Genomic DNA, 18,844 nt, shown 5'->3' with positions numbered 1-18,844 from the left:
ACATGAGCCTGGAAGAGCGCGTCAACGACCTGGAAAGCCAATTGGCGTTCCAGGACGACACCATTCAGTCATTGAACGATATCCTGGTCACGCAACAACGGGTGGTCGAACGCCTGCAACTGCAAATGGCTGCTCTGCTGCGGCGTCAGGAGGAAATGGTCGGCCAGTTCGAATCCTCCGAAGAAGAGGCGCCCCCGCCGCACTACTGACTCAAAGGCATTGATTTCGCCGGCATTGAGTTCACCGGCTAAAAGTCGACGCAATAAAAAACCGCGAACAGCCAGGCTGCTCGCGGTTTTTTTATCGCCTGGAATCAGCGACGGGGCAATGCGGCAATCACATCTTCGGCTTGCAGGCCTTTGTCGCGATTCATCACGGAGAACTCCACGCGCTGGCCTTCGACCAGGACGCGGTGACCTTCGCCACGAATGGCCCGGAAGTGCACGAAAATATCATCGCCGGAGTCGCGGGAAATAAAGCCGAAGCCTTTGGAGGTGTTGAACCACTTGACGGTGCCGGTATCGCGGTTGCTCATGTCATAGCTTGGCGAAGAGGCGGCCGGTGACGATTTGTAGAAGCTGATTGCCAGGTGCAGGAGCACAGCGACCAGGGTAATGACCAGACTGAACAGCACCGCAGGTTGACCGGCGATAACCGGCATCGGTGCGATCAACGTCAGGGTTTGCAATACGACAGCCAGGACCAGCAGGGCGCTGACCAGGTTTTGCAGTTGATGGCGAGGACCTTTGTTCCAGTAAGGAATAACCGGAGCGAGGGTCAGGTTGAGCAGGCCGAAAAAGGCCAGGTAAAGCGCATCGGGTTGTTGCAGGTAAGGTACGGCTTCGGATCGCAGGCTAGGGATGAAGGACAGCAGCAAGGCTGCTGCGCCCATTAGCAGGTGGACGATTTTCAACATTTTGATTGACTCACGTTAAGACGGATCACAAGGAAGAGCTGATTGAGCACGGTTCGCTTCAGAACAATAAGAGGCGGTGGACACGCACCCGGTACCAGCCTATGCGCGACACCCCGAAAAATAGGGACATGGCGACACACTGCCTATTTAACAGCAAAGGCTGCGGCTACTCAAATCAGGGAGTCCGGCGGTGCCCCCACGGTCGATTTGTCGCAGGCCTGTCGGCCCTGCAAAGCAGCGGTGGGTCCATCGCCTTGCTACAGTGGTCCTGCACTTGTTCGATGAATTTCATCACCTTTAGGGGGTAAACATGGCAATTGATATCGGTATCAGTGAGGCGGATCGCAAGTCCATCGTCGACGGGCTGTCGCGCCTGCTCTCGGACACCTATGTGCTGTATTTGAAAACCCACAACTTCCACTGGAACGTCACGGGGCCGATGTTTCGGACCCTGCACTTGATGTTCGAAGAGCAATACACCGAACTGGCCCTGGCGGTCGATTCAATTGCCGAGCGAATCCGTGCCTTGGGCTTTCCTGCACCCGGTGCCTATTCGGTTTATGCGCGTCTGTCTTCTATTAAAGAAGAGGAGGGCGTACCCACTGCCGAAAACATGATCAAGCAACTGGTCGACGGCCAGGAAGCGGTGACCCGCACCGCACGCGGGATTTTCCCGTTGCTGGACAAAGTCAGTGACGAGCCAACGGCGGACTTGCTGACCCAGCGTATGCAGGTTCATGAGAAAACAGCGTGGATGCTGCGCTCGTTGCTGGATCAGTAATAACGTCGGTGCGCGGATGGCGCCGGGGGCGGCGTTGTCCGCGCAGCGTTTTTTTCCTCAGAAAAACACCGTGTCAGTTAAAGAAAACATGCCGGGTCATGTAGGAAATGGTCTGGCGTAGGACCGTGTCCATGATCCTCTCTCCGTTGTCTGCTTATCCTACGTTGATGGTCATAAAGTCATCTGGATATAACTTTGCGCCTGCGTTTTTATAAAGGCACAGGAGGTTGCTCTTATAGAAACCAGGGATGGCAAAGGAGTGTCAACGGTATGGTTTATGGAGAAAGTCGAGGCGAATGGAGGCTCGGCGAACAACAGGCAATAAAAATTGATCCGTTCGTCAGCGAGTTCGATATGGGGTTGGCCCGGCCTTTATCCCGATCGGTGCGCTTGAACGGTTTTGCGACCTGTCTGCGGCTAGAGCAGGTCTATTGGGAAATCCTGAGTGAAATGGCCACGCTCAATTGCTGCTCGATCAGTGCCCTGTTGTCCCACGTGGACCGCGAGGTTCATTTGCGTCACGGCGGGGTGAAGAATTTCACCGGGCTGGTTCGTGTTGTCTGCGTTGTACACAGCCTTAAGTAGTGCGCGCCCCTCACCTGGCTCACCTGTGTGGTTGGCCAGAGTGGGCGGTGTGTCGGTCTGTGCAGTCTTACGGCTGCACAGGCTGCATTTAATGGATATAATCCCGCTCTTTGCCGCAAAACCCTGCGTATGCGGTAGCAATCTGATCGCCGAGACAACCCCCATGCCGATGTACGACTATCAATGTGCTTCCTGTGGTCATCAGTTGGAAGCCATTCAAAAGATCAGCGCAGCACCGCTGGTCGACTGCCCTGCGTGCCAGGCACCAGAGCTCAAGAAGATGCTGTCCATGCCGGGTTTCCGCCTCAGTGGCACCGGCTGGTACGAAACCGACTTCAAGACCGGTTCCAAGAAGAATCTGGCCGGCGGCGACAAAGCTGACTAAGGTCTGGAACCTGAGTTGAACGACACGAGTGAGTTCTTGCATCATCTGGCACCTTTATAAAGGGCTGGATGTACGCGAGGCCTCCAAACGAATTTCGATTACGAGAAGTGAAACCACTACCATGATGCGCAGCCATTATTGCGGCCAGCTGAACGAAGCCCTGGAAGGCCAGGAAATTACTCTTTGCGGTTGGGTACACCGTCGCCGTGACCACGGCGGGGTGATTTTCCTCGATATCCGTGATCGTGACGGTCTGGCCCAAGTGGTATTCGATCCGGACCGCGCCGAGAGCTTCGCCGCCGCCGATCGCGTGCGCAGCGAATACGTCGTGAAGATCACCGGCAAGGTTCGCCTGCGTCCGGCCGGTGCCACCAACGCCAACATGGCGTCGGGCATGATCGAAGTGCTGGGCTACGAGCTGGAAGTGCTGAACGAGTCGGAAACCCCGCCGTTCCCGCTCAACGAGTTCTCCGACGTTGGCGAAGAAACCCGCCTGCGCTATCGCTTCCTCGACCTGCGTCGCCCGGAAATGCTCGAGAAGCTGCGTCTGCGTTCGCGCATGACTACAAGCATCCGTCGCTTCCTGGACGAGAACGGCTTCCTCGACGTCGAGACGCCGATCCTGACCCGTGCTACCCCGGAAGGCGCGCGCGACTACCTGGTGCCGAGCCGTACTCACGCCGGTTCCTTCTTCGCCTTGCCGCAATCGCCACAGTTGTTCAAGCAACTGCTGATGGTTGCCGGCTTCGATCGTTACTACCAGATCGCCAAGTGCTTCCGTGACGAAGACCTGCGGGCTGACCGCCAGCCGGAATTCACCCAGATCGACATCGAGACCAGCTTCCTCGATGAAAAAGAGATCATGGGCATCACCGAGCAAATGATCCGCAACCTGTTCAAGGAAGTGCTGGATCTGGAATTCGGCGACTTCCCGCACATGACCTTCGAAGAAGCCATGCGCCGTTACGGTTCCGACAAGCCGGACCTGCGTAACCCGCTGGAACTGGTTGACGTTGCCGACCAACTGAAAGAAGTCGACTTCAAGGTGTTCAGCGGCCCTGCCAACGACCCGAAATGCCGCATTGCCGCCCTGCGCGTACCAGGCGCTGCGAGCATGCCGCGCAAGCAGATCGACGACTACACCAAGTTCGTCGGCATCTACGGTGCCAAGGGCCTGGCGTACATCAAGGTCAACGAGCGCGCTAAAGGCGTTGAAGGCCTGCAGTCGCCAATCGTCAAGAACATCCCTGAAGCCAACCTCAACGTGATCCTTGATCGTGTTGGCGCAGTTGACGGCGACATCGTGTTCTTCGGCGCCGACAAATCGAAGATCGTCAGCGAAGCCCTGGGTGCACTGCGGATCAAGGTCGGCAACGACCTGAACCTGCTGACCTGCAAGTGGGCGCCAATGTGGGTCGTCGACTTCCCGATGTTCGAAGAAAACGACGACGGCAGCTTCAGTGCCTTGCACCACCCGTTCACCGCGCCGAAGTGCACGCCGGAAGAACTGGAAGCCAACCCGGCGACCGCTCTGTCCCGTGCCTACGACATGGTCCTGAACGGCACCGAGCTGGGTGGCGGTTCGATCCGTATCCACCGCAAGGAAATGCAGCAGACGGTGTTCCGCCTGTTGGGTATCGAAGAAGCGGAACAGGAAGAGAAATTCGGCTTCCTGCTCGACGCCCTGAAATACGGCGCGCCGCCGCACGGTGGCCTGGCCTTCGGTCTGGACCGTTTGGTGATGCTGATGACCGGTGCCCAGTCGATCCGTGAAGTGATCGCGTTCCCTAAAACCCAGAGTGCTGCCGACGTGATGACGCAAGCACCGGGTGTGGTGGATGCCAAGGCATTGCGCGAACTGCACATTCGTCTGCGCGAAACGCCGAAGGCTGAGTAAGGCTGACCCTGAAGGCGCATCCTTATGGGATGCGCCTTTTTTATAGGTCGAGATTTTTTGTTGCTGGCCGGCGCTCAATGCGCGGCGGGCAATGTTTCAAAGAGAATTCGGAGCGAGATATGGCGGGTCATTCCAAGTGGGCGAACATCAAGCACCGCAAAGAACGTCAGGATGCCAAGAAGGGCAAGATTTTCACCAAGTGGATTCGTGAGCTGACCGTTGCGGCCCGTCAGGGCGGCGGCGACCCAGGCTCCAACCCGCGTCTGCGTCTGGCGCTGGACAAGGCCCTTGGTGCAAACATGAGCCGCGACATCATTGCATCGCGCGGTCGCTCGCGGTGACCGGTGCAGCCGATACCGACGACATGGTCGAACTCAGCTACGAAGGCTACGGCCCGGGTGGTGTGGCGGTGATGGTCGAGTGCATGACCGACAACCGTAACCGCACGGCAGCCGCTGTTCGCCATGCCTTCAGCAAGTGTGGCGGCAACCTTGGTACTGACGGTTCGGTGGCCTATCTGTTCGAACGCAAGGGGCAGATTTCCTTCGCGCCAGGCGTTGATGAAGACGCGCTGATGGAAGCGGCCATGGAAGCCGATGCCGATGACGTGGTCACCCACGAAGACGGCTCGATCGACGTGTTCACCTCGTTCGCTGGGTTCTACTCCGTGCGTAACGCGTTGGAAGCAGCCGGTTTCAAAGGCGATGACGCGGAAATCGTCATGCTGCCGACCACCAGTGCCGAACTGGACCTGGACGGCGCCGAGAAGGTCCTCAAGCTGATCGACATGCTGGAAGACCTGGATGACGTGCAGAACGTCTATTCCAACGCGGACATTCCGGAGTCGGTTGCCGCACAGCTGGGTTAAGGGCGACTAAGATCCAATGTGGGAGCGAGCTTGCTCGCGAATGCGGATTTTCAGGCAACATCGTTGCTGAATATGAAACCGCTTTCGCGAGCAGGCTCGCTCCCACATTTTATTTGGTGTATTGGATATCGTGCTTTTACTGAACCCGCAGGCGTTATGACTTTAATTCTTGGTATCGACCCCGGTTCGCGCATCACCGGTTATGGCGTGGTACGCGATACCGGGCGTGGCTGCGTTTACGTGGCGTCGGGTTGCATTCGCACGGGCTCCGGCGAGTTGCACGAGCGCCTGCAAATCGTCTATCGCGGTGTGCGGGAAGTCATCCAGACCTACGGCCCGGTGACCATGGGCATCGAAAAGGTCTTTATGGCGCGCAACGCCGACTCTGCACTGAAGCTTGGTCAGGCCCGCGGTGCCGCCATTGTTGCTGGCGCTGAAGAAAGCCTGGAAATTGCGGAATACACCGCGACCCAGGTCAAGCAGGCAGTGACCGGGACCGGCGCGGCGAATAAAGAGCAGGTGCAAATGATGGTCATGCACATGCTCAAATTGACCAGCAAGCCGCAAATCGATGCCTCGGATGCCCTGGCCATCGCCATTTGTCACGCTCACACCCGTTCCAGCCTGCTGCCTCATGGCCTCGGCACGGCACGCAGTCGTGGCGGGCGCCTGCGTCTCTGATAGCATCAGCAATCATTTTTTATGGAATGAGGTTTTTGCGCCTGTGTCGTCGGCGCAAAACCCTTGCTCTGTCAGTCGCTGGCCTCGGGCTGGCTAACGCTCAAGGATCTGAAACGTGATTGGACGCTTGCGCGGCACCCTGGCTGAGAAACAGCCGCCGCACCTGATTCTGGATGTAAATGGTCTGGGGTATGAGCTGGAAGTGCCCATGACCACGCTGTATCGCTTGCCGTCGGTCGGTGAACCGCTGACCTTGCACACCCATTTGGTCGTACGCGAAGACGCGCAGTTACTCTATGGCTTCTACGGCAAGCGTGAGCGAGACTTTTTCGCGAGTTGATCCGTCTTAATGGTGTAGGGCCGAAATTGGCCCTGGCCTTGATGTCGAGCCTGGAAGTCGATGAGCTGGTGCGTTGCGTGCAGTCCCAGGACACCTCGGCGCTGACCAAAGTGCCGGGCGTGGGCAAGAAGACCGCCGAGCGTTTGCTGGTGGAACTCAAGGACCGCTTCAAGGCCTGGGAAACCGTGCCGGCGATGTTCGCCCTGGTGCCGAACCAGCCGGGTGGGCCGGATGCGCCGGCCCCGGTGGCCACCGCCGAAAATGACGCGGTCAGCGCGCTGATTTCCCTGGGCTACAAGCCGCAGGAGGCCAGCAAGGCGATTTCCGCGATCAAGGAGAAGGGTTTGAGCAGTGAAGACATGATTCGTCGTGCCCTGAAGGGAATGATTTAAGTGATTGAAGCTGATCGTCTGATCGCCGCCACACCTGGCCCCCGTGACCGCGAGGAAGTCCAGGACCGCGCGATTCGTCCCCTTAGCCTGGCCGAATACATTGGCCAGCCGACGGTACGCGAGCAAATGGAGTTGTTCATCCAGGCTGCCCGTGGTCGCAACGAATCCCTGGATCACACACTGATCTTCGGCCCGCCGGGCCTGGGTAAAACCACGCTGGCCAACATCATCGCCCAGGAAATGGGCGTGTCGATCAAAAGCACCTCGGGCCCGGTACTTGAGCGCCCGGGTGACCTCGCCGCGCTGCTGACCAACCTTGAGCCTCACGACGTGCTGTTCATCGATGAAATTCATCGGCTGTCGCCGATCGTTGAGGAAGTGCTGTACCCGGCGATGGAAGATTTCCAGCTCGACATCATGATCGGCGAAGGGCCGGCCGCGCGTTCGATCAAGCTTGATCTGCCGCCGTTCACCCTGGTCGGTGCAACTACCCGTGCCGGCATGCTGACCAACCCATTGCGTGACCGTTTCGGGATCGTCCAGCGTCTGGAGTTCTACAGCACTGCGGACCTGGCGACGATTGTCAGCCGTTCGGCGAACATCCTTGGCTTGCCGCTGGACCCGGAGGGCGCCTTCGAAATCGCTCGCCGCGCCCGTGGCACCCCGCGAATCGCCAACCGTTTGCTGCGTCGGGTGCGGGATTTCGCCGAAGTTCGGGCCAAGGGCCACATCACCAAGCCGATTGCCGACCTGGCCCTGAACCTGCTGGATGTCGACGAACGTGGCTTCGATCACCAGGATCGACGCCTGCTGTTGACCATGATCGAGAAGTTCGACGGGGGGCCGGTCGGGGTCGACAGCCTGGCGGCGGCCATCAGTGAAGAGCGCCACACCATTGAAGACGTGCTGGAACCGTACCTGATCCAGCAGGGCTACATCATGCGAACACCGCGTGGGCGGGTGGTGACCCGGCACGCGTATCTGCATTTCGGTTTAAACATTCCGTCACGATTGGGTGAGATGCCCGTGGTAGACGAGTTTCTCGATGCAGTGGACGATTAATTAACGTTTGCAGGCTGATCGATTGAAGGTTTGTGTGGTCCTAGGGGCTCAGATGACGAATCTTTCACTCGAAAGCCCCGCAACAATGAAAAACAGTTGCCTCGCCGGATTGGCAACCTGAGGAGTAAGCACTAGAGTATGCGCGCGCAAAACGGGCTTGAGCCGTTCGCACATCGTTGTCGCGTTTATTACGAGGACACCGATGCGGGCGGCATTGTGTATTACGTTAATTACCTCAAGTTTATGGAACGGGCTCGAACCGAGCGGCTCCGGGATCTGGGCTTTGCCCAATCGGCGCTGGCAGGGGAGGACCTGTTGTTCGTCGTGCATTCCAGCGAAGCGCGTTACCACGCGCCGGCGCGACTGGACGACGAGCTGTTGGTAAGCGCTGAAGTAATCGAATTGAACCGTGTCAGCCTGCGCTTTAAACAGCAGGTCAGGCGGGCTACGGATAATGTGCTGCTCTGCGAAGGGCAGTTTTTGGTGGCCTGTGTGCGCACTAATAGTTTGAAACCCCGGGCCATTCCCGAAGCTCTACGTGCGGCCTTTGCCGGCGAGAGCGGCGCGGGTACACACTCAAAGCAGGAGATAAAGCGTGGAAGCTAACGTCGTCGACCATTCCTCCATGTGGAGCCTGGTCAGCAATGCCAGCGTCGTGGTGCAGTTGGTAATGCTGATTCTGGTAGCCGCATCGGTGACCTCATGGATCATGATCTTTCAGCGCAGCAATCTGATACGCGCTGGTCGACGTGCCCTGGAGAGCTTTGAAGAGCGCTTCTGGTCGGGTATCGATTTGTCCAAGCTCTACCGTCAGGCCGGCAGCAACCCTGATCCGGATTCGGGCGTCGAGCAAATCTTTCGTGCCGGCTTCAAGGAATTCTCCCGTCTGCGCCAGCAGCCAGGCGTTGACCCGGAAGCGGTCATGGAAGGCGTGGCCCGTGCCATGCGCGTGGCCATTTCCCGCGAAGAAGAAAAGCTCGAGCAGAGCCTGCCGTTCCTCGCCACCGTCGGTTCGGTCAGCCCGTACATCGGTCTGTTCGGTACGGTCTGGGGCATCATGAACTCCTTCCGTGGCCTGGCAACTGCCCAGCAGGCGACCCTGGCCACCGTGGCCCCGGGTATCGCCGAAGCACTGGTGGCCACCGCCATCGGCCTGTTTGCAGCTATCCCAGCGGTAATTGCTTACAACCGTTTTGCTGCTCGCAGCGAAACCCTGCTGAGCCGCTACTACACCTTCGCCGATGAATTCCAGGCGATCCTGCACCGCAAAGTGCACACCAGCGAAGAATAAGCAGGTAATTTCCAATGGCTTTAATCGCTCGAGCTCGCAAAAAGCGCAAGCCGGTTGCCGAGATGAACGTAGTGCCTTACATCGACGTGATGTTGGTACTGCTGGTCATCTTCATGGTGACCGCGCCGATGCTCAATCAGGGCGTGAAAGTTGATCTGCCCAAGGTTTCCAGCGAAGCCTTGCCGCAGGACAACAACACCCAGGTCCTGACCATTTCGATCAAGGCTGACAAGACCTACTACTGGAACCTTGGCAGCGAAGTCGACACCGATAAGCAGCAGGACAAGGCCATGACCTTGCCGCAGATGACCAGCGCAGTGACCAAAATCATCAGCGCCGGCAACGAAAACGGCAAGCACACCCAAGTCTTCATTCGTGGCGACAAGACCGTCGACTACGGTTCGGTCATGGGCGCCATGGGCGGGTTGCAGAAGGCCGGAGTCGGTAATGTTGGCTTGATTACCGAGGCGCCCTGATGCAGCAACAACGAGAGCCAACAGCCTCGGAAAGCTACTTCTGGCCTAGTGTCTGGGCGATTGGCTTGCACGTGCTGGTTTTCGGCATGCTGTTCGTCAGTTTCGCCATGACGCCTGAGTTGCCGCCGGCCAAGCCGATTGTCCAGGCGACCCTGTACCAGCTGAAATCGAAAAGTCGGGCGACCACCCAGACCAATCAGAAGATTGCGGGTGAAGCGCAGAAATCTGCTGCGCGTCAGACCGAAGTCGAACAGATGGAACAAAAGAAGGTCGAGCAGGAAGCGGTGAAGGCTGCGGAACAAAAGAAAGAAGAAGCGGCTCAAAAAGCCGAGGAAGCCAAAAAGGCCGACGAGTCGAAGAAGTCTGAGGAAGCGAAAAAGGCTGATGAAGCCAAAAAAGCCGACGAAGCGAAGAAGACCGCCGAAGCCAAGAAGGTCGAAGAGAAACAATTGGCTGATATAGCCAAGAAGAAGTCTGAAGAAGAAGCCAAGAAGGCTGCTGAAGAAGAGGCCAAGAAAGCGGCCGCTGAAGAAGCGAAGAAAAAGATCGTCGAAGACGCGAAGAAGAAAGCCGCGGACGACGCCAAGAAGAAAGCTGAAGCTGAAGAGGCGAAGAAGAAAGTCGCCGACGAAGCGAAGAAGAAAGCTGCTGCCGATGCTGCGAAGAAGAAATCGCAGGATGCGGCACGTAAATCTACCGAAGATAAAAAGGCCCAGGCCTTGGCAGATTTGCTTTCCGACACGCCGCAGCGTCAGCAGGCGTTGGCCGATGAGCAGGGTGACGAAGTCGCCGGCAGTTTCGATGATTTGATTCGTGCTCGTGCAGCAGAAGGCTGGGCTCGTCCTCCTTCGGCACGCAAAGGCATGACGGTCGTGTTGCAAATCGGCATGTTGCCGGACGGTACGGTGACTTCGGTCAGTATTGCCAAGTCCAGTGGCGATGGTCCGTTCGACTCGTCGGCTGTGGCAGCGGTGAAGAATATTGGACGTTTGACAGAAATGCAGGGAATGAAGCCGAGCGATTTTGCTCCGTATCGTTCATTCAAGATGACATTCACACCTGAGGATCTAGCCTTGTGAGAAACCTTCTTCGAGGAATGCTTGTCGTTATCTGCTGCCTGGCAGGGATGGCGGTAGCAGACGAAAAAAACATTCTGGTCACCAGCGGCAGTGATCGGGCTACCCCGATTGCGGTAGTGCCGTTCGGTTTCCAGGGCGGCACTGTGCTGCCGGACGACATGGCCGAAATCATTGGCAATGACCTGCGCAACTCGGGCTATTACTCGCCGATTCCAAAGCAGCAGATGATCAGCCAGCCGAGCCAGGCCAGCGAAATCATTTTCCGTGACTGGAAGGCGATCAGCGCCCAGTACATCATGGTCGGCAGCATTGTTCCGGCGGGCGGTCGCCTGCAGGTTCAGTACGCATTGTTCAACGTCGCCACCGAGCAGCAAGTGCTGACCGGCAGCGTGTCGGGCAGCGTCGATCAACTGCGCGACATGGCGCACTACATCGCTGACCAGTCGTTCGAAAAACTCACCGGTATTAAAGGTGCGTTCTCGACACGCCTGCTGTACGTGACAGCCGAGCGTTTCTCTGAGAAGAACACGCGCTACACGCTGCAACGTTCGGACTATGACGGTGCCCGCGCCGTGACCCTGCTGCAATCGCGCGAGCCAATCCTGTCGCCGCGTTTCGCACCGGACGGCAAGCGTATCGCCTATGTATCGTTCGAGCAGAAGCGTCCGCGTATCTTCATGCAGAACATCGACACCGGTCGCCGTGAGCAGATCACCAACTTCGAAGGCCTGAATGGCGCGCCAGCCTGGTCGCCGGATGGCAATCGCCTGGCATTCGTACTGTCGAAAGACGGCAACCCGGACATCTATGTGATGAACCTGGGTTCGCGTCAGATCACTCGCGTCACCAACGGTCCCGGCATCAATACCGAACCGTTCTGGGGTAAGGATGGTTCGACCATCTACTTCACCTCCGACCGTGGCGGCAAGCCACAAATCTACAAAACCAGCGTCGGTGGTGGCGGTGCGGAACGTGTGACCTTCATTGGTAACTACAACGCCAACCCTAAGCTTTCGGCTGATGAAAAGACCCTGGTGATGATTCACCGCCAGGATGGCTTCACTAATTTCAAGGTGGCGGCCCAGGATTTGCAGCGCGGAAGCGTAAAAATCCTCACTGATAGCACTCTGGACGAGTCGCCTACTGTTGCGCCCAACGGCACCATGGTAATCTACGCCACCCGCCAGCAGGGCCGGGGAGTCTTGATGCTCGTGTCCATTAATGGACGCGTAAGGCTCCCGCTTCCTACCGCACAAGGCGAAGTCAGAGAACCTTCCTGGTCCCCTTACCTGAACTGACGCGGCGCTACACGTTTTACTTAACACACTGGGGTTCATTAGGAGTTTCACGATGGAAATGCTGAAGTTTGGTAAATTTGCTGCGCTGGCTCTGGCCATGGCTGTAGCTGTAGGTTGCTCGTCCAAAGGCGGCGACAATGCCGGTCAAGGCGCTGTCGATCCAAACGCTGGTTACGGCGCTAACACTGGTGCTGTTGATGGCTCCCTGAGCGAAGAAGCTGCTCTGCGCGCAATCACCACCTTCTACTTCGAATACGACAGCTCGGACCTGAAGCCAGAAGCCATGCGCTCCCTGGATATTCACGCCAAAGACCTGAAAGCAAACGGCGCTCGCGTTGTTCTGGAAGGCAACACCGACGAACGTGGTACTCGTGAGTACAACATGGCACTGGGCGAGCGTCGTGCGAAAGCCGTTCAGCGCTACCTGGTACTGCAAGGTGTTTCCCCAGCTCAGCTGGAACTGGTTTCCTACGGCGAAGAGCGTCCAGTTGCTACCGGCAACGACGAGCAGTCCTGGGCTCAAAACCGTCGCGTCGAACTGCGTAAGTAATTCGTCATGCGAACGTGCCGTCGTGCTGTAACTGTTTTGGCTCTCAGCCTCGCACCGCTTGCGGTGTGGGCTGCGGTTCCTGTGGTCGATGACAACTCCGGTTATAACAATAGCGGGAGCAGTTATCCGCCTGCGGGTTACGGTACGAACGGCGCCTATGCCGGGGGAGGGGTTTCGGCCCCTGTCTCGGCACAGGGCGAGCTGTTCAACCAACTGCAATCGATGCAGGAGCAGATCTCGCGCCAACAGGGTGTGATCGAAGTTCTGCAAAATGATGTAGCGCGCATGAAGCAAGAAAACCTGGAGCGATACCAGGATCTTGATCGGCGCATAGGAACCGGCGTTGCACCAGCCGCGACTCCTGATAATTCTTCCACCGGTGGCAATTTGAATGCCCCTGGTGCAGCAGCCGCTGCAGGCGCTGGTGCGGGAGCGGTAGCCGCTCAAGCCCCTGCCGCCAGCAGTGAACCGGGTGATCCGGCGAAGGAAAAACTGTATTACGATGCAGCCTTCGACTTGATCAAAGCCAAGGATTTCGACAAGGCCAGCCAGGCTTTTACCGCTTTCCTGCGCAAATACCCGAACAGCCAATACGCGGGCAATGCCCAGTACTGGTTGGGCGAAGTCAATTTGGCCAAAGGCGATCTGCAAGGTGCAGGTCAGGCGTTTGCCAAGGTTTCGCAGCTGTACCCCAAGCACGCCAAAGTGCCTGATTCGCTGTACAAGCTGGCTGATGTAGAGCGCCGCCTGGGTCACACCGACAAGGTAAAAGGCATTCTGCAGCAGGTGGTGTCCCAATATCCGGGCACTTCCGCCGCTCAGTTGGCTCAACGCGATCTGCAACGCATGTAAGGTTGCTTGACTGTTCTTGAAGAAACCCGCGCTTGTCGCGGGTTTTTTCGTTAGAATTCATGCCCTTTTTCTGAAACACGCTTTTTGGGATTCGCGCGTTGGCGGGGTTCCTTGAAGAGCCTGACGGAGGCGGACAGCCTGTTTAGCTGTTACGCCCGTGGCGACTATGCAAGACACATTGAGAATCACCGAAGTTTTTTACTCGTTGCAGGGTGAAACGCGGACTGCCGGGCTGCCCACTGTTTTTGTGCGCCTGACCGGTTGCCCATTGCGTTGCCAATACTGCGACAGCGCCTACGCGTTCACGGGCGGCACCATTCGCCCCCTCGACGATATCCTCGAGCAAGTGGCCGGTTTTCGTCCGCGTTATGTGTGTGTCACCGGCGGCGAGCCGTTGGCGCAACCCAATGCCATCCCATTGCTCAAGCAGTTGTGCGACGCCGGTTACGAAGTGTCACTGGAAACCAGTGGTGCTCTCGACATCTCGGCAGTAGATTCCCGTGTCAGTCGCGTCGTCGACCTGAAAACACCGGGTTCGAAAGAAGCGCACCGCAACCGCTATGAGAACATCGAACTGCTGACGCCCAACGACCAGGTGAAGTTTGTCATCTGCTCGCGGGAAGACTATGACTGGGCCGTGTCCAAGCTGATCCAGTACGGTCTTGATCGACGTGCCGGCGAAGTCCTGTTCTCGCCAAGTCACCATGACCTCAATGCTCGGGATCTGGCTGACTGGGTGGTGGCGGACAACCTGCCAGTGCGTCTGCAATTGCAACTGCATAAATATCTTTGGAATGACGAGCCGGGGCGCTGATATGACTGAACCACTGAACACTACCGAAAAACGTGCGGTGATCCTGCTGTCCGGCGGCCTCGACTCGGCGACGGTCGTGGCCATGGCCCGTGCTGAAGGCTATAGCTGCTACACCATGAGCTTTGACTACGGCCAGCGTTCCCACGCCGAATTGCACGCGGCCGCACGGGTTGCCCGTGATTTGGGTGTGGTCGAACACAAGGTGATCGGTATTAACCTCAATGGCATTGGCGGTTCTGCGCTGACCGACAACAGTATCGATATCCCGGAAACTCTGGGTGAAGGTATCCCGGTGACGTATGTGCCGGCGCGCAACACGGTGTTTCTATCTCTCGCGTTGGGCTGGGCTGAAGTGCTGGGCGCCCGCGACATCTTTATTGGTGTGAACGCCGTGGACTACTCCGGTTACCCGGACTGCCGTCCCGAGTTCATCGAGTCCTTCGAGCGCATGGCCAACCTGGCGACCAAGGCCGGTGTCGAAGGCAACGGTTTCCGCATCCAGGCCCCGCTGCAAAACCTGAGCAAGGCGCAGATCGTCGAGGCGGGCGTGAAGCTGGGCGTCGATTACGGGCTGACCGTTTCCTGCTATCAGGCCGACGATAAAGGCTATGCGTGCGGCAAATGCGACAGCTGCCGCCTGCGTGCAGAAGGCTTCGCGGCGGCCGGAATCAGTGACCCAACACCTTATTTCTGATTTATTTCAAATTAGGTGTTGAATAGTCCTTAAAAATCAGTATTATACGCGCCACCACACAGCGGGTCGTTAGCTCAGTTGGTAGAGCAGTTGGCTTTTAACCAATTGGGTCGTAGGTTCGAATCCCACACGACCCACCATTTTTATAGCAGTTTAGAAAATCCGGAAGGCCCACGAAAGTGAGGATTTCCGGGTTTTTTTGTCCGCGATTTGTGCTCGCACAAGTCCTGGGCTGCCCCGCGTGACGCAGGTCAGAATCATCTTTTGCATCAGCGGGATATTCTGTAGCCTTGCGCAGCTTCAACGCTGTGCCTGATGAATACTCACTCTCCCGGCGGTACCCTTAAGTGGTCCGGAGCCGGGTGTATACTCGACTTTCGCGCGAAAGCGCCCGCAGGTCTTGCGATCATGACGCAAATTTCTGAACGCTTACTGGTTCAAGCTCACCTCGACGCCAAGCAGCCCAAGCCGCTGACGGTCGAGGAAGAGGCTTATTACCGCGCTGCCATTGCTGCCGAGCTCAAGGCTCAGGACGCGGTGCTGGTTGCCCACTTCTATTGCGATCCGGTGATTCAGGCCCTGGCCGAAGAAACCGGTGGCTGCGTCTCTGACTCCCTGGAAATGGCGCGCTTCGGCAATGCCCATCCGGCCAAGACCGTGGTGGTCGCCGGTGTGAAGTTCATGGGCGAGACCGCGAAGATTCTCAATCCCGAAAAACGCGTCCTGATGCCAACCCTGGACGCGACCTGCTCGCTGGACCTGGGTTGCCCGGTGGACGAGTTCTCGGCGTTCTGTGATCAGCATCCGGAGCGCACGGTGGTGGTGTATGCCAACACTTCGGCGGCGGTCAAAGCCCGGGCTGATTGGGTGGTGACTTCAAGCTGCGCGCTGGAGATCGTCGAAAGCCTGATGGATAACGGCGAGACCATCATCTGGGGGCCGGACAAGCACTTGGGTACTTACATCCAGCGCAAGACCGGCGCGGACATGCTGCTGTGGGACGGTGCCTGCATCGTTCACGAGGAGTTCAAATCCAAGCAGCTTGAGGACATGAAGGCGCTGTACCCGGACGCGGCCATTCTGGTGCATCCGGAATCGCCGACGTCGGTGATCGAACTGGCGGATGCCGTCGGTTCCACCAGTCAGTTGATCGCGGCGGCGCAAACCCTGCCGAACAAGACCTTCATCGTCGCCACCGACCGCGGCATCTTCTACAAGATGCAGCAGCTGTGCCCGGACAAGGTCTTCATCGAGGCTCCAACGGCCGGTAACGGCGCAGCGTGCCGCAGTTGCGCGCACTGCCCATGGATGGCGATGAATACCCTTGAGCGGACGCTGAAGAGCTTGAAGGAAGGGACGAACGAGATCTTTGTGGATCCGGCGTTGATTCCGCAGGCGATTCGGCCGTTGAAGCGGATGCTGGACTTCACCCAGGCGGCGCGGATGAAGTTGGCGGGTAACGCTTAAAGAGCAAGATCAAAAGATCGCAGCCTTCGGCAGCTCCGCGCCTATGGGCGCTGCCGAAGGCTGCGATCTTTTTATGGGCGCTACTTTTGTTTCTTTGGAACACGAACAAGCTGGGTGTTGGAATACATGTCATGCCAGCTGCGTTTCTGTTTGTCGAACAGCGGCCAGAGAAACCCCAGCCCCACACACAGCCACGACGCGATCGACACCACAAACCGCAGCAGCGCCTGCCACAGGCTGATGGACGAGCCGTCAGCATTCTGAACACGGATGCACCACACCTGCATACCCAAGGTCTGACCGGACCAGGTCCAGAACTTGGCGAAGAAACCGAAGAGCACGAAAAACAGCACCGTCGACAACAATGGATCGCCGTCCAGCGCGCCGGCTTCGGTGAGCTTGCGCATCTTGTCTTCGCCGATGATCGCCATCTGGATCATCTTGTAAATGCCGCTGGTGACGATCAGCAGGGCCGTGCATAACAGAAAGTCATAGAACATCGCTGCCAGGCGACGGCCCAAGGTAGCGGCGGGAAAGTCGCCCTGGGGGTTGAGCAAGTGTTTCGACATGGCAGCCTCTGGGCGAAAAAAGAAAGCCATTTTACGGATTTACGCGCACAAAAAAGCCCCTGATGTCAGCATCAGGGGCTTTTTCGTTACAGAAGGTTAGGCTTCTGCTTGTACTTCGTCAGCCTGCATGCCTTTCTGGCCTTGCACAGCAACGAAGGTCACTTTCTGGCCTTCTTTCAGGCTCTTGAAGCCGTTGCCCTGAATAGCGCGGAAATGCACGAACAGATCCGGACCGCTTTCTGGAGTGATAAAACCAAAACCTTTCTCGTCGTTAAACCACTTGACGGTACCGCTCTGACGTTGGGACATTTCTTATTTCCTTTGACGCAAAAATTAATGACAGTCTCCTTCATATGAAAGAGTACTGGGGCTGGTTGCAGGAAAGTAAGAAGACGTAGAACGGGATGTAGCTAACTTGTAGGCTACTGCCCAGGTCACGATTCCAAGCGACCCATGCAAACACAGTGAACAAACTCTACGCCAACTAGCCGATAAAAAACAAGCCCCTGTGAGGGGCCCGGTTTTGCTCGGCTTGGTGGCTATTAGTCGGTCCACTAGTGCGTGCTTATTCGATGAAGGTGTTCAATTGTTTTCGAACGTTATAAGCAAAGTTCATAATCGAACGACTGCACTGTTTTATGGCGGTTGCGTTACAGATTAGTGCACTGTTAACGCAATCGCGTTACTTATAGAAACAGTCAATCAACCACGATAGTAGCGTTGTGGAACAAATGGCATTTTGCTTACAAGCAAAGGCACCTTTTTCCCACGGACAATTGCCCAAACCGGCGTATCGATCGCGATGTAAGTACTGTCGACGTAACCCATGGCCAGAGGACCACCCAAGGTCGGCCCGAAACCACCACTGCACACGCTACCGATGATGTCGCCGGCTTCGTTGACGATTTCTGCGCCTTCGCGCACTGGCGTGCGTTCCTGCGGCAACAGACCAACGCGTTTACGGCTGACGCCACCTTGTTGCTGGGCGAACACAGATTCAGCGCCAGGGAAGCCGCCGGCCCGTGCGCCATCGGCACGACGCGGCTTGGAGATGGCCCACAGCAGGCTTGCCTCAATCGGGGTGGTCTCGGTGTTCATGTCGTGGCCGTAGAGGCACAGGCCGGCTTCCAGGCGCAGGGAGTCACGAGCGCCGAGGCCGATGGCCGCCACTTCAGGTTCAGCCAACAGCGCGCGCGCCAGGGCTTCAGCGTTGGCGGCCGGCACCGAGATTTCAAAACCGTCTTCGCCGGTGTAGCCCGAACGGCTGACAAAGCAGTCCACGCCCAGCAGTTTCACGCGGGCGAACTGCATGAAGGTCATCTTCGACACTTCAGGCGCCAGGCGTGCAAGCACAGTCACAGCAGCCGGGCCTTGCAGGGCCAGCAACGCGCGTTCTTCGAACAGTGGCTCGATGCTGCACTGGTCGCCGATGTGCTTGCGCAGGTGCGCCAGGTCCTGATCCTTGCAGGCGGCGTTGACCACCAGGAACAGTTCGTCGTTACCGAGGTTGGCGACCATCAGATCGTCGAGGATGCCGCCGGTCTCGTTGGTGAACATTGCGTAGCGCTGCATGCCCACCGGCAGGTCGATGATGTCCACCGGCACCAGGGTTTCCAGGGCTTTGGCGGCATTGGCGCCGGTCAGGCGGATCTGGCCCATGTGCGAGACATCGAACAGCCCGGCCTGATCACGGGTGTGCTGGTGTTCTTTCATCACGCCCAATGGGTATTGCACCGGCATGTCGTAGCCGGCGAACGGCACCATTCGCGCGCCGAGTTCGATGTGCAGTGCGTGCAGCGGGGTTTTCAGCAATTGTTCGGTGGACATATTCAGCTCCTGAAAAAGTG

The 18,844-nt window shown here is 57.6% G+C and carries 21 protein-coding genes, 1 tRNA gene and 2 pseudogenes; 20 read left to right on the top strand and 4 right to left on the bottom strand.

Going from position 1 to position 18,844, the window contains the following annotated elements:
* Nucleotides 1-2: 2 nt before the first annotated feature.
* Nucleotides 3-209: a SlyX family protein gene (locus RHM58_RS01130; protein WP_123598145.1), complete on the top strand. Its 207-nt coding sequence runs from the start codon at nucleotides 3-5 to the stop codon at nucleotides 207-209.
* A gap of 104 nt (nucleotides 210-313) precedes the next feature.
* Here the strand turns inward: RHM58_RS01130 and RHM58_RS01125 are convergent, their stop codons facing one another.
* Nucleotides 314-916: a cold-shock protein gene (locus RHM58_RS01125; protein ID WP_201206169.1), complete on the bottom strand. Its 603-nt coding sequence runs from the start codon at nucleotides 914-916 to the stop codon at nucleotides 314-316.
* Between the two features lie 310 nt (nucleotides 917-1,226).
* On the opposite strand from RHM58_RS01125, the gene RHM58_RS01120 reads away from it, so the two are divergent.
* From RHM58_RS01120 to nadA, 19 genes and pseudogenes are all read left to right on the top strand, one after another.
* The gene (locus RHM58_RS01120; protein ID WP_201206166.1) at nucleotides 1,227-1,697 is read left to right on the top strand and encodes a Dps family protein; all 471 of its coding nucleotides are present in this window, start codon (nucleotides 1,227-1,229) and stop codon (nucleotides 1,695-1,697) included.
* Between the two features lie 270 nt (nucleotides 1,698-1,967).
* Nucleotides 1,968-2,282, top strand: coding sequence for a ribbon-helix-helix domain-containing protein (locus tag RHM58_RS01115; RefSeq protein WP_201206164.1), 315 nt, complete (start codon nucleotides 1,968-1,970; stop codon nucleotides 2,280-2,282).
* 163 nt (nucleotides 2,283-2,445) lie between these two features.
* On the top strand, nucleotides 2,446-2,667 hold the full coding sequence (locus RHM58_RS01110) for an FmdB family zinc ribbon protein (RefSeq protein WP_010457489.1): 222 nt from the start codon (nucleotides 2,446-2,448) through the stop codon (nucleotides 2,665-2,667).
* 121 nt (nucleotides 2,668-2,788) lie between these two features.
* Nucleotides 2,789-4,564 (top strand): aspartate--tRNA ligase, encoded by a 1,776-nt coding sequence (gene aspS / locus RHM58_RS01105; protein WP_201206162.1) that lies wholly within the window; start codon nucleotides 2,789-2,791, stop codon nucleotides 4,562-4,564.
* A 119-nt stretch (nucleotides 4,565-4,683) separates the two neighbouring features.
* Nucleotides 4,684-5,432: pseudogene (locus RHM58_RS01100) on the top strand (YebC/PmpR family DNA-binding transcriptional regulator).
* A 156-nt stretch (nucleotides 5,433-5,588) separates the two neighbouring features.
* Complete coding sequence (gene ruvC / locus RHM58_RS01095) at nucleotides 5,589-6,113, top strand: crossover junction endodeoxyribonuclease RuvC (protein WP_008147379.1); 525 nt, start codon at nucleotides 5,589-5,591, stop codon at nucleotides 6,111-6,113.
* A gap of 115 nt (nucleotides 6,114-6,228) precedes the next feature.
* Nucleotides 6,229-6,845: pseudogene (ruvA, locus tag RHM58_RS01090) on the top strand (Holliday junction branch migration protein RuvA).
* On the top strand, nucleotides 6,846-7,907 hold the full coding sequence (gene ruvB / locus RHM58_RS01085) for a Holliday junction branch migration DNA helicase RuvB (RefSeq protein WP_201194072.1): 1,062 nt from the start codon (nucleotides 6,846-6,848) through the stop codon (nucleotides 7,905-7,907).
* Between the two features lie 138 nt (nucleotides 7,908-8,045).
* On the top strand, nucleotides 8,046-8,513 hold the full coding sequence (gene ybgC, locus RHM58_RS01080; protein ID WP_201194070.1) for a tol-pal system-associated acyl-CoA thioesterase: 468 nt from the start codon (nucleotides 8,046-8,048) through the stop codon (nucleotides 8,511-8,513).
* On the top strand, nucleotides 8,503-9,198 hold the full coding sequence (gene tolQ / locus RHM58_RS01075) for a protein TolQ (protein WP_201194068.1): 696 nt from the start codon (nucleotides 8,503-8,505) through the stop codon (nucleotides 9,196-9,198). The genes ybgC and tolQ overlap by 11 nt, the downstream gene beginning before the upstream one ends.
* Before the next feature lie 23 nt (nucleotides 9,199-9,221).
* On the top strand, nucleotides 9,222-9,674 hold the full coding sequence (gene tolR, locus RHM58_RS01070) for a protein TolR (protein ID WP_201206765.1): 453 nt from the start codon (nucleotides 9,222-9,224) through the stop codon (nucleotides 9,672-9,674).
* Nucleotides 9,674-10,753 carry a cell envelope integrity protein TolA gene (tolA, locus tag RHM58_RS01065; protein ID WP_201206160.1) on the top strand — a complete coding sequence of 360 codons (1,080 nt, stop codon included), beginning with the start codon at nucleotides 9,674-9,676 and terminating at the stop codon, nucleotides 10,751-10,753. The genes tolR and tolA overlap by 1 nt, the downstream gene beginning before the upstream one ends.
* A 47-nt stretch (nucleotides 10,754-10,800) precedes the next feature.
* Nucleotides 10,801-12,051, top strand: coding sequence for a Tol-Pal system beta propeller repeat protein TolB (tolB, locus tag RHM58_RS01060; RefSeq protein WP_416195313.1), 1,251 nt, complete (start codon nucleotides 10,801-10,803; stop codon nucleotides 12,049-12,051).
* Nucleotides 12,052-12,103: 52 nt separating this feature from the next.
* The gene (gene pal / locus RHM58_RS01055) at nucleotides 12,104-12,601 is read left to right on the top strand and encodes a peptidoglycan-associated lipoprotein Pal (protein WP_201206155.1); all 498 of its coding nucleotides are present in this window, start codon (nucleotides 12,104-12,106) and stop codon (nucleotides 12,599-12,601) included.
* A gap of 6 nt (nucleotides 12,602-12,607) precedes the next feature.
* Entirely contained in the window at nucleotides 12,608-13,453 is an 846-nt protein-coding gene (gene ybgF, locus RHM58_RS01050; RefSeq protein ID WP_201206153.1) for a tol-pal system protein YbgF, read from the top strand.
* Nucleotides 13,454-13,619: 166 nt separating this feature from the next.
* Complete coding sequence (gene queE, locus RHM58_RS01045) at nucleotides 13,620-14,267, top strand: 7-carboxy-7-deazaguanine synthase QueE (RefSeq protein WP_046032066.1); 648 nt, start codon at nucleotides 13,620-13,622, stop codon at nucleotides 14,265-14,267.
* Nucleotide 14,268: 1 nt separating this feature from the next.
* Nucleotides 14,269-14,961, top strand: coding sequence for a 7-cyano-7-deazaguanine synthase QueC (gene queC, locus RHM58_RS01040; protein WP_201206150.1), 693 nt, complete (start codon nucleotides 14,269-14,271; stop codon nucleotides 14,959-14,961).
* 63 nt (nucleotides 14,962-15,024) lie between these two features.
* Nucleotides 15,025-15,101: transfer RNA gene (locus RHM58_RS01035), tRNA-Lys, on the top strand.
* A 268-nt stretch (nucleotides 15,102-15,369) separates the two neighbouring features.
* On the top strand, nucleotides 15,370-16,428 hold the full coding sequence (gene nadA / locus RHM58_RS01030; protein WP_201206148.1) for a quinolinate synthase NadA: 1,059 nt from the start codon (nucleotides 15,370-15,372) through the stop codon (nucleotides 16,426-16,428).
* Nucleotides 16,429-16,508: 80 nt separating this feature from the next.
* Here the strand turns inward: nadA and RHM58_RS01025 are convergent, their stop codons facing one another.
* The 3 genes from RHM58_RS01025 to gcvT all read right to left on the bottom strand — a co-directional run bounded on the left by RHM58_RS01025 (nucleotide 16,509) and on the right by gcvT (nucleotide 18,824).
* A complete protein-coding gene (locus RHM58_RS01025) occupies nucleotides 16,509-16,997 on the bottom strand; it encodes an RDD family protein (protein WP_201206146.1) in 489 nt (162 codons plus the stop codon).
* Nucleotides 16,998-17,093: 96 nt separating this feature from the next.
* Nucleotides 17,094-17,306, bottom strand: coding sequence for a cold-shock protein (locus RHM58_RS01020; protein WP_003175786.1), 213 nt, complete (start codon nucleotides 17,304-17,306; stop codon nucleotides 17,094-17,096).
* Between the two features lie 393 nt (nucleotides 17,307-17,699).
* Nucleotides 17,700-18,824, bottom strand: coding sequence for a glycine cleavage system aminomethyltransferase GcvT (gcvT, locus tag RHM58_RS01015; protein ID WP_322269453.1), 1,125 nt, complete (start codon nucleotides 18,822-18,824; stop codon nucleotides 17,700-17,702).
* Nucleotides 18,825-18,844 lie beyond the last annotated feature (20 nt).

This window comes from Pseudomonas sp. 10S4, from assembly GCF_034344865.1.
GTDB lineage: Bacteria > Pseudomonadota > Gammaproteobacteria > Pseudomonadales > Pseudomonadaceae > Aquipseudomonas.
Note: the sequence above shows the minus strand (reverse complement) of the source record. Positions and strands in the feature narration are given on the sequence as shown.

Bases quoted from the DNA above. Each gene is read 5' to 3' on its own strand.
- queC (WP_201206150.1), top strand. From the start codon at position 14,269: ATGACTGAACCACTGAACACTACCGAAAAACGTGCGGTGATCCTGCTG.
- RHM58_RS01120 (WP_201206166.1), top strand. From the start codon at position 1,227: ATGGCAATTGATATCGGTATCAGTGAGGCGGATCGCAAGTCCATCGTC.
- RHM58_RS01125 (WP_201206169.1), bottom strand. From the start codon at position 916: ATGTTGAAAATCGTCCACCTGCTAATGGGCGCAGCAGCCTTGCTGCTG.
- tolA (WP_201206160.1), top strand. From the start codon at position 9,674: ATGCAGCAACAACGAGAGCCAACAGCCTCGGAAAGCTACTTCTGGCCT.
- ybgC (WP_201194070.1), top strand. From the start codon at position 8,046: ATGCGCGCGCAAAACGGGCTTGAGCCGTTCGCACATCGTTGTCGCGTT.
- RHM58_RS01130 (WP_123598145.1), top strand. From the start codon at position 3: ATGAGCCTGGAAGAGCGCGTCAACGACCTGGAAAGCCAATTGGCGTTC.
- RHM58_RS01115 (WP_201206164.1), top strand. From the start codon at position 1,968: ATGGTTTATGGAGAAAGTCGAGGCGAATGGAGGCTCGGCGAACAACAG.
- nadA (WP_201206148.1), top strand. From the start codon at position 15,370: ATGACGCAAATTTCTGAACGCTTACTGGTTCAAGCTCACCTCGACGCC.
- RHM58_RS01110 (WP_010457489.1), top strand. From the start codon at position 2,446: ATGCCGATGTACGACTATCAATGTGCTTCCTGTGGTCATCAGTTGGAA.
- gcvT (WP_322269453.1), bottom strand. From the start codon at position 18,824: ATGTCCACCGAACAATTGCTGAAAACCCCGCTGCACGCACTGCACATC.
- RHM58_RS01020 (WP_003175786.1), bottom strand. From the start codon at position 17,306: ATGTCCCAACGTCAGAGCGGTACCGTCAAGTGGTTTAACGACGAGAAA.
- tolB (WP_416195313.1), top strand. From the start codon at position 10,801: ATGGCGGTAGCAGACGAAAAAAACATTCTGGTCACCAGCGGCAGTGAT.
- aspS (WP_201206162.1), top strand. From the start codon at position 2,789: ATGATGCGCAGCCATTATTGCGGCCAGCTGAACGAAGCCCTGGAAGGC.
- RHM58_RS01025 (WP_201206146.1), bottom strand. From the start codon at position 16,997: ATGTCGAAACACTTGCTCAACCCCCAGGGCGACTTTCCCGCCGCTACC.
- queE (WP_046032066.1), top strand. From the start codon at position 13,620: ATGCAAGACACATTGAGAATCACCGAAGTTTTTTACTCGTTGCAGGGT.
- ybgF (WP_201206153.1), top strand. From the start codon at position 12,608: ATGCGAACGTGCCGTCGTGCTGTAACTGTTTTGGCTCTCAGCCTCGCA.
- pal (WP_201206155.1), top strand. From the start codon at position 12,104: ATGGAAATGCTGAAGTTTGGTAAATTTGCTGCGCTGGCTCTGGCCATG.
- ruvC (WP_008147379.1), top strand. From the start codon at position 5,589: ATGACTTTAATTCTTGGTATCGACCCCGGTTCGCGCATCACCGGTTAT.